Raw genomic sequence first — 14967 nt, forward strand, 5'->3', positions numbered from 1 at the left:
ATTAAACTTTTTCAGTAAGGTGACAATTTCAGGCAAACTGGGGTATGATAAGTGCGGTTGTTTTTTAAAGGTGTTTTTATGGCATTTTTTTCCATTTTAAAACAGGGACAAATTTATCTTAATACTTGGCCACAGGAGGCTAAGTTAGGGATTATTTTCCCTGAAAACCGCATTATGAAAGCCACGAATTTTGCACAAAAATTCATGCCCTTTGTTGCTGTATTTGCAGTGGTGTGGCAACAGATTTATGCAAAAAATGATTTGATGGCCTTTTCTATTGCAATTTTGACCGCACTTTTTGCCTTGCTTATTCCTTTTCAAGGTCTTTATTGGCTTGGTAAGCGTGCGAATTCGCCATTAGAAAATCAAAGTGCGGTGTGGTTTTATGATATTTGCGAACGCTTAAAAAAACTACATGAACCCTTGCCTCTTGTGCAAGATCAACCGACATACCAACATTTAGCAGAAGTCTTAAAGAAAGCTCAAAGCAAATTTGAACGTGCTTTTTGGCAGGAAATTTAGTTTACGCAAACGTTTTCTTTTTGGCTTTATTTTTGTAGAATACCTCGGTCGTTTTAAACGGCCGTTTTTCATTGAGAGATTTTTTAATGATCGATTACATTATTATTGGCATTATCGCTTTTTCCATTCTTGTCAGTTTATTACGCGGTTTTGTACGCGAAGTGCTTTCACTCGGTAGCTGGGTTGTGGCATTTATTGTAGCAAGCCAGTTCTATCCTTATCTTGCAGCTTATCTTACGCAAATTGAATCAATGTATATTCGTAATGGAACCGCAATCGGGATTTTATTTGTACTGACTTTAATCGTGGGTGCCATAGTAAATTATGTGATTAGTCAATTAGTAGATAAGACGGGTTTAAGTGGCACAGATCGTGTGTTAGGTGCGATTTTTGGTTTAGTGCGCGGTGCGCTGATTGTCGCTGCGTTATTATTTTTCATGGATACCTTCACCAATTTTGAACAAACTGATTGGTGGAAAGAATCTCAATTAATACCGCACTTTGGTTTTATTATTGAATGGTTCTTTCAACAACTTCAGGCTAGTTCAAGTTTTTTAAATCCAACGCTTAATCAATAAGGAACACAAAATGTGTGGTATTGTCGGTATTGTTAGCCAAAGTCCGGTTAATGAATCTATTTATGCAGCATTAACTCTTTTGCAACATCGTGGGCAAGATGCTGCGGGCATTGTGACGGTTGACGATGAAAATCGTTTCCGCTTACGCAAAGCTAATGGTTTAGTGAGTGATGTGTTCCATCAAGAGCATATGCTACGATTGCAAGGAACTGCTGGGTTGGGGCATGTTCGCTATCCTACAGCGGGGAGTTCTAGCGTCTCAGAGGCGCAGCCTTTTTATGTGAATTCCCCCTATGGTGTCACTTTGGTGCATAACGGCAACTTAACCAACTCAGTGGAGTTAAAAGAAAAAGTCTTTAAAACAGCTCGCCGCCATGTAAATACTAATTCAGATTCCGAACTTCTTCTTAATATTCTCGCTAACCATCTCGATCATATTCCTCAAGATCACCTCGACCCACAAGATATTTTCTATGCCGTTCGTAAAACTCACAACGATGTTCGTGGTGCTTATGCTTGTTTAGCGATGATTATTGGGCATGGCATGGTTGCGTTTCGTGATCCTTTTGGTATTCGTCCTTTGGTGCTGGGTAAACGCGAAGAAAATGGCAAAACTGAGTATATGTTTGCCTCTGAAACAGTAGCCTTAGATATTGTGGGTTTTGACTTTGTTCGCGATATTGCCCCTGGTGAAGCCGTTTATGTGACGTTTGATGGCGAGCTTTATTCGCAACAATGTGCCGAAAGTGCGGTGTTAAATCCTTGTATTTTTGAGTATGTTTATTTTGCACGCCCAGATTCAACAATTGATGGAGTCTCTGTTTATGCGGCACGTGTTCACATGGGCGAAAAACTCGGACAAAAAATTGCAAAAGAATGGGCGGATGAAATTGATAATATTGACGTGGTGATTCCCGTTCCTGAAACCTCCACAGATATTGCGTTACAAATTGCCCGTGTACTAGGGAAACCTTACCGACAAGGATTTGTGAAAAATCGCTATGTTGGCCGTACGTTTATTATGCCAGGACAAGCACAGCGTATTAGTTCGGTTCGTCGCAAATTGAATACTATTAAAGCTGAATTTAAAGATAAAAACGTCTTATTGGTGGACGATTCTATCGTTCGCGGTACAACTTCTGAGCAAATTGTTGAAATGGCTCGCTCAGCTGGCGCGAAGAAAATTTACTTTGCCTCAGCAGCTCCAGAAATTCGTTATCCGAATGTATATGGTATTGATATGCCAAGTCGCGATGAACTGATCGCTTACGGTCGAAATGTTGATGAAATTGCGCATTTGATTGGCGTAGATAAGCTAATTTTCCAAGATTTGACCGCACTTACCGAATCTGTTCAATTAGAAAATCCGTCTATTCGAGGGTTTGATTGTTCAGTGTTCACAGGCGAATATATTACAGGTGACATCACGCCAGAATATTTGGAGAAAATCGCAAGTCAACGGAACGATAGTGCAAAGAAAAAACGTGAAAAACAAGCATCTAATCTTGAAATTTATAATGAACAATAAATTTCGATAAGGCGAGATATTTAGTCCGATAAAAAATCACCGCATTAAAAAAGTGCGGTGATTTTTTTATTTGTTTTTTAGGATGTCTTTTAGATAGTTTTCGCAATCAGAATATTTAAATTGGAATCCAGCATTGAGTAATTTTTCAGGCACAACATTTTGGCTTTCGAGTAATAGATTCGCTCGTTCGCCAAGAATGAAATGTAATATCCATTTTGGAATGGTTGCAAAGGCCGGGCGCTTTAATATTCGAGCTAAAGTGCGGTTAAATTTATGCTGTTTTATTGGGGTAGGGGCTGTGAAGTTAAATGAGCCTTCACATTTTGAATGATCGAGTAAAAATAAAATGCCATTTACCATATCTTCTAAAGCGATCCAAGGGAAATATTGCTCTCCCTTGCCTAGTTTACCGCCAAGTCCCCATTTATATAAAGACAACATTTTTGCAAGCGCGCCCCCTTTTTTAGAAAAGACCATGCCTGTTCGAATCAAACAAACCCTCGCATTAGCTTGTCGCGCAATATTTTCCCAATCTTGGCATAATTGTGCGGTGAAGGTTTCTGCTGTTTTTCTTGTTTCGGTAATTTTGTGTTCGTCTTGATCGCCGTAAATTCCAGTCGCTGAACCTGAAATAAAAATAGGGTGTTGCTGATATTGATTAATGAATTCAACCAGTTGAGTAGTGAGGCTTAAACGACTTTCTCGTAAAATAGATTTTTGCTTTGTCGTCCAAACTTTATGAAAAATCGGCTCACCAGCAAGATTGATGATGGCATCAAACTGTTCTTGTAAATCGAGTTCTGAAAGTGCGGTAATAAATTTGATGTTTTTTTGCTTTGAGATAGTACGCGGCGTACTTGAGCGCGTTAAGATCGTCACTTGTTCATTGCGTAAGCAGAGTTGTTCAACAAGTGCTTTGCCGATAAGTCCCGTACCCCCAGTTAATAAAATGTTCATTACAACGCGTTTTCAAATAAACGTTGAACATTTTTGAGTAAATCGACAATTTTTGTGCCACGTGTTGGTGTGATAAAAATTGTGTCATCGCCTGCGATAGTACCTAAGATACCTTCTGATTTTCCAATTGAATCGAGTAAGCGAGCGATGAGTTGTGCCGCACCCGGAGAAGTCTTAATGACAATTAACATATCATTGTAATCAACGTCTAATACAAGATTTTTTAATGGACTACTGGTATTAGGAACACTTAATTCACCTGGTAAGCAATAGACCATTTCCATTTTGGTATTACGGGTGCGAACTGCTCCAAATTTGGTGAGCATTCTGGATATTTTTGATTGATTTATGCCTGTAAAGCCTTGTTTTTTTAAGGCATCGACAATCTCACTTTGAGAGCCAAAGCGTTCTTGATTGAGTAATTCTTTAAAAGCGCGAGTTAAATTGTCAGTCATTTTATTTTTCAACAGTCAAAATTTGCATAAGAATTGCATAAAAATTCATTTTCAGCAACTTGAATGTGAATAAAAGCAAAGAGAAGGAAAAAATTGCCTCAGAAATGTGAACTAGATCATAGAATGATATTTCTCTGTTTGTAATTGTGAGATGAAAATTTTAAAATCAGGTCATCTTAAATTAACTAACACATAAGGAGTATTTATGAAAGTTGCAGTATTAGGCGCCGCAGGCGGTATTGGTCAAGCATTAGCGTTATTACTAAAACTTCAGTTGCCTGCTGGTTCAGATTTAGCATTATATGATATTGCCCCTGTTACCCCAGGTGTTGCAGTGGATGTGAGCCATATTCCAACCGCAGTGAATGTGAAAGGTTTTTCTGGTGAAGATCCAGCTCCTGCACTTGAAGGTGCGGATGTTGTATTAATTTCTGCTGGTGTTGCACGTAAACCGGGTATGGATCGTTCAGATTTATTCAATATTAATGCGGGCATTGTTCGTGGTTTAATTGAGAAAGTCGCGGTTACTTGCCCAAAAGCTTGTGTTGGTATCATCACTAACCCAGTTAATACTACAGTTGCAATTGCGGCTGAAGTATTGAAAAAAGCAGGCGTTTACGACAAACGTAAATTATTTGGTGTGACAACTTTAGACGTGTTACGTTCTGAAACCTTTGTGGCTGAATTAAAAGGTTTAAATGTTTCTCGTACGAGCGTTCCTGTTATTGGTGGTCACTCAGGTGTGACTATTCTTCCATTACTTTCTCAAGTTCAATATGCTGAATGGAATGAAGATGAAATCGAACCATTAACAAAACGTATCCAAAATGCAGGTACAGAAGTGGTCAATGCAAAAGCGGGTGGCGGTTCTGCAACGCTTTCAATGGCGCAAGCTGCAGCGCGTTTTGCTCGTTCTTTAGTGAAGGGATTGAGTGGCGAGACAGTTGTTGAATGTACTTATGTTGAAGGTGATGGTAAATATGCTCGTTTCTTCTCTCAACCAGTTCGTTTAGGCAAAGAAGGTGTAGAAGAAATTTTACCAATTGGTCCATTAAGCAATTTTGAACAACAAGCCTTAGAAAATATGTTACCGACTTTACGTGCAGATATTGAATTAGGTGAAAAATTTATTAATGGTTAATCATTAAAAAAGAAGCGAGCATTAGCTCCCTTTTTCATGTTTCGATAAAAAAGCCACCAAATGGTGGCTTTTATTTGTGTCTTTATTATTTCTGACGCATTGCAGGGAATAAGATAACATCACGAATTGACGGTGCATTTGCATAAAGCATCGCTAAACGATCGATACCTAAACCTTCACCAGCTGTTGGTGGTAAGCCGTGTTCTAGCGCAACAACAAAGTCTTCATCTTTAAACATTGCTTCATCATCACCCGCTTCTTTCGCAGCCACTTGTGCATCAAAACGTTCATTTTGGTCTTCCGCGTCATTTAACTCTGAGAAACCATTACCGATTTCACGACCACCGATAAAGAGCTCAAAACGATCTGTTACATCAGGATTTTCATCATTACGACGTGCAAGTGGCGAAATTTCCGCAGGGTGAGCCATTAAGAATGTTGGTTGAATTAAGTGATGTTCAGCCACTTCTTCAAAAATTGCATTGACAATGCTGCCTAAACCCCAAGATTTTTGTACTTCAATACCTAAGCGTTCTGCCGTGGCTTTTGCACGATCAAAGTCATATAAATCTTCTTTTACGATACCTTTGTCTGCACCGTATTTAATGGTTGCATCGTGTAACGTAATACGTTCGAATGGTTTACCAAAATCAAATTCGTATTCGCCGTATTTCACAATAGTAGTACCAAGAATATCAATCGCTAATTTACGAAGAAGTTCTTCGGTGTTATCCATTAAATCATGGTAGTCTGCATACGCTTGGTAGTATTCAAGCATGGTAAATTCTGGATTATGGCGAACAGAAACCCCTTCATTACGGAAGTTACGGTTTAATTCAAATACTCGTTCAAATCCACCAACGACTAAGCGTTTTAAATAAAGTTCAGGTGCGATACGTAAATACATATCCACATCTAATGCATTGTGATGAGTCACGAAAGGACGCGCAGATGCACCGCCTGGAATCACTTGTAACATTGGTGTTTCCACTTCCATAAAGCCTTTAGAAATGAAATATTCACGAATACCCGCGACAACTTTAGAACGAATAATAAAAGTGCGGCGAGATTCTTCGTTAGAAATTAAATCTAAATAACGTTGGCGATAACGAACTTCTTGGTCGGTTAAGCCATGGAATTTATCTGGTAATGGGCGAAGTGCTTTAGTTAAAAGTTGAACTTCAGTGGTTTTAACGGTGAGTTCATCGGTTTTTGTTTTAAATAGAGTGCCTTTAACGCCAACGATGTCACCTAAATCCCAAGTACCAACGTCATCTTTATAAACGCCTTCAGGCAAATTATCGCGTGCAACATAAAGCTGGATTTTACCGCTCATATCTTGAATGGTGATAAACGTCGCCTTACCCATTACACGGCGAGTCATAATACGGCCAGCAACTTGTACTTCAACGCCTTTCTCTTTTAAGATTTCACCGTCTTCTGCATCATATTGATTGTGCAAATCTTGTGCGAGCGCATCACGACGAAATTTGTTTGGAAATGCATTACCTTTTGCACGTAATGCGGCTAATTTTTCACGACGAACGAGCATTTCGCCATTGAGATCTAATTCTTTAACTTCTTGTTCTGACATATTGTTTACCTTTAATTTTAACTTTAAAAATATCTTCAAAAATAACCGCACTTTGGGGTTATTTCTTATGATGGGATAAGTAACGCATCTTTACTCATCCAGCAAATCATGCTTAAAGCCCAGCTTTTAAACTCGCTTCAATAAATCGATCTAAATCACCGTCTAATACGGCTTGGGTATTACGGTTTTCCACGCCAGTACGCAAATCTTTAATGCGTGAATCGTCTAATACGTAAGAGCGAATTTGGCTTCCCCAACCAATGTCGGATTTATTATCTTCCATTGCTTGCTTATCCGCATTTTTCTTCTGTAATTCAAGCTCATACAATTTTGCTTTTAATTGTTTCATCGCTTGATCTTTGTTCTTGTGCTGTGAACGATCGTTCTGACATTGCACCACAATGCCACTTGGCATATGGGTAATTCGCACCGCACTTTCTGTTTTGTTTACGTGCTGACCACCTGCCCCTGATGCACGATAAACATCAATACGTAAATCAGCAGGATTGATTTCAATATCAATATCATCATCAATTTCAGGGTAGACAAATGCTGCACTGAATGATGTGTGACGACGGTTATTGGAATCAAATGGACTTTTACGCACCAAACGATGAATACCGGTTTCTGTTCGTAACCAACCAAAGGCATATTCACCGCTCACTTTAATCGTTGCCGATTTTAACCCTGCAACATCACCGTCAGAGACTTCCATCAGTTCTGTTTTAAAACCTTTGCTTTCAGCCCAACGGAGATACATACGGAGCAACATTTCTGTCCAATCTTGAGCTTCCGTACCGCCAGAACCTGCTTGTAAGTCCACATAGCAATCGCAAGCATCATGTTCGCCACTAAACATTCGACGGAACTCTAATTTTTCAAGTTGTTGTTCGAGTTCATCTAACTCAGCTACTGCCTCATTGAAGGTGTCTTCGTCTTCTGCTTCGATGGCAAGTTCTAACAAACCATCAACATCTTCTAAGCCTTGTTCTAAATTTTTGATGGTATTTACAACTTGTTCTAAAGAAACACGTTCTTTACCAAGCGCTTGGGCTTTATCCGGATCATTCCAAACATCTGGCTGTTCTAATTCCGCATTGACTTCTTCTAAACGCTCAACTTTGGCATCGAAGTCAAAGATACCCCCGAAGCACCGAAGTGCGGTCGGATAAGTCGGTGATTTTATTTTTTACAGGATTGATTTCAAACATAATAAATTCACTGTGTGATAAAGTGTGGAATTATATGCTATTTTCTGATTTTTGGATAGTTTGACCTTGCAGAAATTAGCAATCTCTCTATAATTTCAGACTTTCTTACTCAAGTAAATTTAGGAACAAAAAATGAAGAAAATTTTTACCGCACTTTTGTGCGTGGCCGCGGCTAATGCAATGGCAAACGATGCCACAATTAAAAGCAAGTTACAGTCTCTTGGCGCATCAAATATTGATGTGAAATCCTCGCCAATTTCAGGCATCAAAACAGCAGTAACAGATCAAGGCGTACTTTATGTGACGGAAGATGGAAAATATGCTTTCCAAGGTAAACTTTACGAACTCACAAATAATGGTCCTGTTGATGTAGCGGGTAAAATTTTAGTGGATAAACTTAATTCTTATAAAAACGAGATGATTGTTTATCCCGCTAAAAATGAAAAGCATGTTGTGACGGTATTTATGGATATTACTTGTCATTATTGCCATTTATTACATCAACAATTAAAAGAATATAACGATCTTGGTATTACAGTGCGTTATTTAGCTTTCCCTCGTGCGGGCATGAATAACCAAACTGCAAAACAAATGGAAGCAATTTGGACGGCTAAAGATCCTGTTTTTGCTTTAAATGAAGCAGAAAAAGGCAATTTACCGAAAGAAGTTAAAACCCCAAATGTTGTGAAAAAACATTATGAATTAGGCGCACAATTTGGCGTAAATGGCACACCAAGTATTGTTACCTCAACTGGTGAGCTTATTGGCGGTTATTTAAAACCAGCTGATTTATTGAGCGCACTTGAAGAAACAACAAAATAATTCTAGCGATATTCATATTTATAAGGGCATATCTTATATGCCCTTTGAATGTGATAAATTAAAACAAAATACACCGTGAAAAAACTTATCAAACGCCGTGAAATTCCAATTGGAAATTCTGTTTCAAACCATCCGTTATTAGATCGCCTTTATCGCGCACGCCATATTCAAAACACCGAAGAATTAGACCGCACTTTAAAATCAATGCTGAATCCAAATCAGCTATATGGTATTGAGCAAGCGGTAAATTTATTAGTGGAAGCTTACCAACAACAGCAAAAAATAGTGATTGTTGGGGATTTCGATGCTGATGGTGCAACTAGTACAGCATTGAGTGTGCTGGCTTTAAGACAACTTGGTTTTGCGGATGTGGATTATCTTGTACCAAATCGATTTGAACAAGGTTATGGTTTGAGTATTCCTGTGGCTGAAATGGCGATTGAAAAGGGCGTTCAGCTGTTAATGACGGTGGATAATGGTGTTTCATCTTTTGAAGGTATTGCATTTTTGAAAGAAAAAGGTGTTCGTGTTTTAGTGACGGATCATCATTTACCACCGGAAACTTTGCCGCCAGCTGATGCTATTGTTAATCCTAATTTAAGTCAGTGTGGTTTTCCTTCAAAATCCTTAGCGGGCGTTGGTGTTGCGTTTTATTTGATGTTAGCCGTACGAGCAAAATTTCGTGAGCTCGGTATTTTTACTGCAGAAACACAACCTAATTTTACAGACTTGCTCGATCTAGTGGCATTGGGTACTGTAGCGGATGTGGTGCCTTTAGATCAAAATAATCGTATCCTTGCTTATCAAGGCTTAATGCGGATTCGTGCACGGCGTTGCCGTCCCGGTATTGTTGCATTAGCAGAAGTGGCTAACCGTAATGTTGAACAGTTTACTTCAAATGATCTCGGTTTTTGTATCGGACCTCGTTTAAATGCAGCGGGGCGCTTAGACAATATGTCGATTGGGGTAGAGCTTTTACTGGCTGACGATATGCTAAAAGCCAGAGAATTGGCTTTAGATCTTGACCAACTCAATCAAACGCGTAAAGAAATTGAAGCAGGCATGAAGCTTGAGGCATTAGAAATTTGCCAAAATCTCACCGCACTTTTTAAAGAGTTACCTTCGGGGATTACACTTTATCAACCAGATTGGCATCAAGGTGTGTTGGGCATTGTGTCATCTCGGATTAAGGAGCAATATCATCGCCCTGTGGTTGCCTTCGCGAAAGATGGTGAGGGAGTTTTGAAAGGTTCTGCGCGTTCTATTGAAGGCTTACATATGCGTGATGCTTTAGAGCGTATTCATTCGCAACATCCTAATATGATTTTAAAATTTGGTGGCCATGCGATGGCTGCGGGATTAAGCCTCCGAGAAGAACACTTTGACGATTTCCAACATATTTTTAATCAAACCGTTGCCGATTGGCTTGATGAAGAACATTTACAAGGTGTAATCTGGACCGATGGCGAATTAAATTCAAATGAATTTAATCTTGAAACGGCAGAACTGATAAAATCAGCAGGCCCTTGGGGACAAGCTTTCCCAGAGCCTTGTTTTGATGGAGAATTTAAAATTTTAGACCAGCGTGCAATTGGACAAAATCAAAATCATCTCAAAATGTTAGTGGAGCCAAAACAAGGTGGACCTTTATTAGACGCGGTTGCGTTTAATATTGACACAAGATTGTATCCTGATCTTTCAATTAAACAGGCAAGATTTGCATATAAATTGGATGTTAATGAGTTTCGTGGTAACCGAAATGTACAGCTTTTAGTGGAATATATTGAAGCGATTGATGAGTAATATTTTGAAATTTTATGGATTATTCGTATTAGGTTTATTTGGGTTTACATCATCGGTTATAGCTGAAGTAAATCAAAAAGAATTTTCTACTCAAAATTCACCGCACTTACCATATTCTGATGTCATGCATTTTGAAGATGGGCGGGATTATTTTTCTTATCAAGAGCCTATTGATCAAGCGCCTAGAGCGGATAAAAAAATACGTATTCAATTCTTTTGGGATTACGATTGCCGCGTCTGTTCGTCAGCGCAAGATATTTTGGAGCTTTATAGTCAAATGCGTACAAATAAAGTCGCGTTGGAACAATATCCTATTGCAACTTCGGATAGCCAGTTTAGCGCACGCGTTTTTTATACCTTGCAAGCACTAAGTGCGGGTGAATTATCTAATGTTTTATTATTTGAAACTTCAGAAAAATCCCGTTATGGAGAATTATCTGCGACAAATAAAATTCAACAATGGGCGGAAGAACAAGGGCTAGATAAGCAGTTATTTATTCAGGCTGAAAATTCAGAAAGAGTAAAAGAACAAATTCAAGATGCGATTGAATTGACGGAAGAATATGGTGTTTTTACCTATCCTTACGTTGTCATTGGGGGGAAATATGTACTCACGGCGAGTACGCTTTATAACGATGATTATAGCGTGGCAGTGTTAGATTTTTTGGTAAATAAAATAGAACAGGAACAAAAGTGATGAAAATCGGAATTGTTGGCGCAATGGCGCAAGAAGTAGAAATTTTAAAAAATGTAATGGCAGAGAGAACTGAAACTCGAGTAGCAAGTGCGATAATTTTTGAAGGCAAAATTAATGGTAAAAATGTTGCATTATTGCAATCTGGTATTGGCAAAGTGGCTGCGGCAATTGGCACTACGGCGTTATTGCAATTAGCCAAGCCAGATTTTGTGATCAATACTGGTTCTGCGGGTGGGGTAGCAAAAGGCTTGAAAGTGGGAGATATTGTAATTTCAGATGAAACACGCTACCACGATGCGGACGTAACAGCTTTTGGCTATGAAAAAGGGCAGTTGCCCGCTAATCCCGCGGCATTTTTATCGGACAAAAAATTGGCTGACCTCGCTCAAGAAATTGCAGAAAAGCAAGGACAATCAGTAAAACGTGGTTTAATTTGCTCTGGCGATAGTTTTATTAATAGTGAAGACAAAATTGCACAAATAAAAGCTGACTTCCCGAATGTGGCGGGGGTTGAAATGGAGGCCACAGCGATTGCACAAGTTTGCTATGCTTTTAATGTGCCTTTTGTGGTGGTTCGAGCTATTTCGGATGGAGGAGATGGTGAAGCAAGTATGTCTTTTGAAGAGTTCTTACCGTTGGCCGCAAAACAGTCTTCGGCATTAGTATTAGGGATGATAGACAGACTGTAGTAATAATCTCTTAATAAGATAATAATTCTAAATTTGAATTGTAAACATTATTTAAAAAGGCATAGTTTATTAGCTATGCCTTTTATATGAACTCATTAGAACTTATAATTGAAACTCAGAATATAAGTTCTTCCACGTGCAAAGTTATAAAGTACAGATTTATCTTTTCCTCCATCTTCACAAGTATTATTTTTACTACAAATTGAATCATTTAAGCTTGAATAATATCGCTGTGAAGCAGCATCATTGCCTGAGTCTAAAGGATCAACATAACGTTTATCTAGTAGGTTTTGTACTTCAGCTTTGATAATTAAATCTTTAACAGGTTCATAACTTACATGCAAATCTAAAATAATCGGTTGTTTATTAATTTCCTCTGTTTTTTTGATTGCATAATAAGTTCGTTCATGGCTCGTATTTAATTCAAATTGAGAACCGTTAATATAATCTTCTTGAATGGTTGCACGTTTACTTTTTCCATAGTAACGTGCTGCGATACCAAGAGTTAATTTTTGATCAAACCAGCGAGATCCAAGTTCTAATCTTCCATAATCTTTAGGTAACATTGATATACGGGATAGACCATAACCTTGTTTCAGAATATCATCTTTTGATGCGTTGTTAGGACGTGGGCTTGCATCCGCATAATTGGTTGGTTGATTTGTTCGTTGGTATGCATAAGATAGATTTGCAAAGAAACGTCCCATGTCATAGTTAATTTCTAACTCGACGCCGCTCTTTTTCACAATAGGCTTATAATTTTGATGAGCAATGGTGAATCTAAATCCATTATTAGCTGCCCAGTCAGGAACAACGCCATCTCTCCACCATACACCATATACATTATGAATATAATTTTTGATAAAGCTGCGATAGCCTACTAGTTTTAAACCTAATATATCTTCTTTAGTGAAAACGCCTTTTTTATAGGTATTAAATCCAAGTTGATAAGTTTCAGCTCGCTCAGGTTTTAATGCCGTATTTACGCCAACATCAGATACTTGAGAGAAGAACATTTCTTGAATATTTGGCATTCTATGTGTGCGCGAATAGGTGAAAAACGGCATAAAATAATCATTGATATCTGCGCTAAGTGTTGCTGAGTGATTTATCGCTGTTTTATGTCCTGATTTATGCAAAATCGGTTCATTAATTTGATCCGCTGTATTTTCATATCCAACATACTCACCATTAAACGCATAATGGGTAAAATTCACGCTGTAATCTAAATGATAAATGCCTTTAGAAAGTGCGGTATCAAAATACACCGTTTTAAATTTCTGCTTACCTGAAGGTTGTAAAATAACTGAACGTTGTGGTAGTAAATTACGACTGCCTTTAAATCGTCCTAAATTACTGTAGTTACCTTGATCATGTGAAGCATCATCATAAAACAAACTTAATTCTTCTGGAAAACGGTTTTTACTGTATTCATTAGTAAAATAGTTAAACCCTAATGTGGTTTTTAAATCGATTTCTTTTGGCAATAAGAAGGTATAGCTGTTATTTATATCAACAATATTTGCCACATTCTTGGTAATAAGTTTGTCTGCAACTTGCCAACCAGCAAAAAAGCCACCCTTAGGATAAATGGTTTTACCTAAGTTATGTGCTACCATTAGATTTAGATCAAGATAGCGATTATTATTAAAATTATAATTTAATTGATAATTACGATTTTCGATTTTTCGAGAACCAATTTTATTATCAAGGGTACGTATTTGTGCACCTAAGGTATGGTTATCATCGCCATATTCAAATTTTAATAAATGGCTACGAGAACGAGATTGCAAACTGCCTGGCTCAATAGGGGCAACACTATATTGATCTTTATTGCGTTCAAATGAGTTATTTGTGGAATCTACATCATTTTGTAATTCAGGGATATTTTGAGGTTGTATACCATTTTCCAATTCTCTCAGAATTTTTCTTCTGGTTTCATTTTTATAAGTATTAAGTTGATAGCTAGATGTATTATAACGAGGCTCATTAGGCGTATCTTCTTCACTAACATACTCATAATTTTCTTCTTTTCTTTCAATCCGAGTAATACAACCTGGTGTTCTTGTTTCGGTCGCTCCAGTTAGCTCATCGGTTGTTGTAATTGGGTCTGTATTTCCATTAAATGTTGGATTGGGTGCGTTACAAGACCAATGGTTTTTGTTTAGATCAGGAGTCCACTGTCCAGCTGAATTTAAAATATAACCGGCATTGTGGAAATAGGCTTCTTTTTCTTTAGCAAGAATATCTTGTCCAAGCGAAGACAATCGTTCACCTCCACCGATACGATAATCTTGAGACACCTCACGTTGACTGTAACCATATACCACACCAACATAACCACCATTATCCAGCCATTTTCTGCCTGCAGCCATTGTCATAAAATTCGATTTAGTTGCATTGCTCCCCGTCATTCCTTTTACGATGAGCCCAAAAGGTTTGTCATCAGTAATAACATCATTAACACCTAATGTTCTAAAATTGGCACTACCAGATAAGGTATTTACGCCATTGGAACCTGAAAAGTTACTTTTATTGACATCGACACCAGCAATGAAGTTAGGATCAAGCGATGCACCGAATTGAGAATTACCACCTGATTGACCTGAGTCCATGGCAGTAGAGTAAAAAGTTTGAGTGACGCCATCGACCATTGTATTGACACGACCTAACCCATTTTCGCCACGAATATTAACAGAAACTACGCCAGATCCTTTGTCTTGTTGAGTAAAAGCACCTGGGATACTTCGAATAACTTGATCGATAGTCTGGGTTTCTTTAAAAATATGCTCTCGGGTACTTTTCGCTTTTGCTTCCGTAAAAGGTTTTTTATCGTTAGCGACATTTTTTTCTACTACATCAATTTGCTCTAGCGTTTCTTCTGCCTGAGCTTCCATAATAGATACACTTATTGTATTGATAAGACAAAATGTAATTAAATTTAATCGAATAACTTTCTGCATTATTACT

At 38.1% G+C, this 14967-nt stretch carries 13 protein-coding genes; 8 read left to right on the forward strand and 5 right to left on the reverse strand.

Annotation, left to right across the window (positions count from 1 at the left end; genetic code table 11):
• Positions 1 to 78: 78 nt before the first annotated feature.
• The 3 genes from yfbV (at position 79) to purF (ending at position 2628) form a co-directional block, all read left to right on the forward strand.
• Positions 79 to 522: a terminus macrodomain insulation protein YfbV gene (yfbV, locus tag AAX15_RS04135; protein WP_009500030.1), complete on the forward strand. Its 444-nt coding sequence runs from the start codon at positions 79 to 81 to the stop codon at positions 520 to 522.
• Positions 523 to 608: 86 nt separating this feature from the next.
• Positions 609 to 1100: a CvpA family protein gene (locus AAX15_RS04140; RefSeq protein WP_005626270.1), complete on the forward strand. Its 492-nt coding sequence runs from the start codon at positions 609 to 611 to the stop codon at positions 1098 to 1100.
• A 10-nt stretch (positions 1101 to 1110) separates the two neighbouring features.
• A complete protein-coding gene (gene purF / locus AAX15_RS04145; protein ID WP_046939265.1) occupies positions 1111 to 2628 on the forward strand; it encodes an amidophosphoribosyltransferase in 1518 nt (505 codons plus the stop codon).
• Between the two features lie 66 nt (positions 2629 to 2694).
• Here purF and AAX15_RS04150 read toward each other — a convergent pair whose 3' ends face one another.
• Complete coding sequence (locus AAX15_RS04150; RefSeq protein ID WP_046939266.1) at positions 2695 to 3585, reverse strand: TIGR01777 family oxidoreductase; 891 nt, start codon at positions 3583 to 3585, stop codon at positions 2695 to 2697.
• Positions 3585 to 4040, reverse strand: coding sequence for a transcriptional regulator ArgR (gene argR / locus AAX15_RS04155; RefSeq protein WP_005638679.1), 456 nt, complete (start codon positions 4038 to 4040; stop codon positions 3585 to 3587). The genes AAX15_RS04150 and argR overlap by 1 nt, the downstream gene beginning before the upstream one ends.
• A gap of 205 nt (positions 4041 to 4245) precedes the next feature.
• Between argR and mdh the strand changes: the two genes are divergently transcribed.
• The gene (mdh, locus tag AAX15_RS04160) at positions 4246 to 5181 is read left to right on the forward strand and encodes a malate dehydrogenase (protein WP_046939267.1); all 936 of its coding nucleotides are present in this window, start codon (positions 4246 to 4248) and stop codon (positions 5179 to 5181) included.
• Positions 5182 to 5266: 85 nt separating this feature from the next.
• Here mdh and lysS read toward each other — a convergent pair whose 3' ends face one another.
• Complete coding sequence (gene lysS / locus AAX15_RS04165) at positions 5267 to 6775, reverse strand: lysine--tRNA ligase (protein ID WP_046939268.1); 1509 nt, start codon at positions 6773 to 6775, stop codon at positions 5267 to 5269.
• 112 nt (positions 6776 to 6887) lie between these two features.
• Positions 6888 to 7986 (reverse strand): peptide chain release factor 2 gene (gene prfB / locus AAX15_RS04170; protein ID WP_100185028.1). Its coding sequence is split into 2 segments (ribosomal slippage): positions 6888 to 7910 and positions 7912 to 7986, totalling 1098 coding nucleotides; the frame shifts between segments, so codons are not numbered across the junction.
• Between the two features lie 132 nt (positions 7987 to 8118).
• Here prfB and dsbC point away from each other — a divergent pair.
• From dsbC to mtnN, 4 genes are all read left to right on the forward strand, one after another.
• On the forward strand, positions 8119 to 8808 hold the full coding sequence (gene dsbC, locus AAX15_RS04175) for a bifunctional protein-disulfide isomerase/oxidoreductase DsbC (RefSeq protein ID WP_046939269.1): 690 nt from the start codon (positions 8119 to 8121) through the stop codon (positions 8806 to 8808).
• A gap of 75 nt (positions 8809 to 8883) precedes the next feature.
• Positions 8884 to 10611 carry a single-stranded-DNA-specific exonuclease RecJ gene (recJ, locus tag AAX15_RS04180; RefSeq protein WP_046939270.1) on the forward strand — a complete coding sequence of 576 codons (1728 nt, stop codon included), beginning with the start codon at positions 8884 to 8886 and terminating at the stop codon, positions 10609 to 10611.
• Entirely contained in the window at positions 10604 to 11308 is a 705-nt protein-coding gene (locus AAX15_RS04185) for a thiol:disulfide interchange protein DsbA/DsbL (protein ID WP_046939271.1), read from the forward strand. The genes recJ and AAX15_RS04185 overlap by 8 nt, the downstream gene beginning before the upstream one ends.
• Positions 11308 to 11997 (forward strand): 5'-methylthioadenosine/S-adenosylhomocysteine nucleosidase, encoded by a 690-nt coding sequence (gene mtnN, locus AAX15_RS04190; RefSeq protein WP_046939272.1) that lies wholly within the window; start codon positions 11308 to 11310, stop codon positions 11995 to 11997. The genes AAX15_RS04185 and mtnN overlap by 1 nt, the downstream gene beginning before the upstream one ends.
• Positions 11998 to 12092: 95 nt before the next feature.
• On the opposite strand, the gene AAX15_RS04195 is transcribed toward mtnN, so the two are convergent.
• Positions 12093 to 14960: a TonB-dependent receptor domain-containing protein gene (locus AAX15_RS04195; RefSeq protein WP_046939273.1), complete on the reverse strand. Its 2868-nt coding sequence runs from the start codon at positions 14958 to 14960 to the stop codon at positions 12093 to 12095.
• Between the last annotated feature and the right edge of the window lie 7 nt (positions 14961 to 14967).

The sequence above is a fragment of the Haemophilus haemolyticus genome, assembly GCF_001008275.1.
Lineage (GTDB): Bacteria > Pseudomonadota > Gammaproteobacteria > Enterobacterales > Pasteurellaceae > Haemophilus > Haemophilus haemolyticus_P.

Bases quoted from the DNA above. Each gene is read 5' to 3' on its own strand.
- AAX15_RS04150 (WP_046939266.1), bottom strand. From the start codon at position 3,585: ATGAACATTTTATTAACTGGGGGTACGGGACTTATCGGCAAAGCACTT.
- AAX15_RS04140 (WP_005626270.1), top strand. From the start codon at position 609: ATGATCGATTACATTATTATTGGCATTATCGCTTTTTCCATTCTTGTC.
- AAX15_RS04195 (WP_046939273.1), bottom strand. From the start codon at position 14,960: ATGCAGAAAGTTATTCGATTAAATTTAATTACATTTTGTCTTATCAAT.
- lysS (WP_046939268.1), bottom strand. From the start codon at position 6,775: ATGTCAGAACAAGAAGTTAAAGAATTAGATCTCAATGGCGAAATGCTC.
- dsbC (WP_046939269.1), top strand. From the start codon at position 8,119: ATGAAGAAAATTTTTACCGCACTTTTGTGCGTGGCCGCGGCTAATGCA.
- purF (WP_046939265.1), top strand. From the start codon at position 1,111: ATGTGTGGTATTGTCGGTATTGTTAGCCAAAGTCCGGTTAATGAATCT.
- mtnN (WP_046939272.1), top strand. From the start codon at position 11,308: ATGAAAATCGGAATTGTTGGCGCAATGGCGCAAGAAGTAGAAATTTTA.
- argR (WP_005638679.1), bottom strand. From the start codon at position 4,040: ATGACTGACAATTTAACTCGCGCTTTTAAAGAATTACTCAATCAAGAA.
- AAX15_RS04185 (WP_046939271.1), top strand. From the start codon at position 10,604: ATGAGTAATATTTTGAAATTTTATGGATTATTCGTATTAGGTTTATTT.
- yfbV (WP_009500030.1), top strand. From the start codon at position 79: ATGGCATTTTTTTCCATTTTAAAACAGGGACAAATTTATCTTAATACT.
- mdh (WP_046939267.1), top strand. From the start codon at position 4,246: ATGAAAGTTGCAGTATTAGGCGCCGCAGGCGGTATTGGTCAAGCATTA.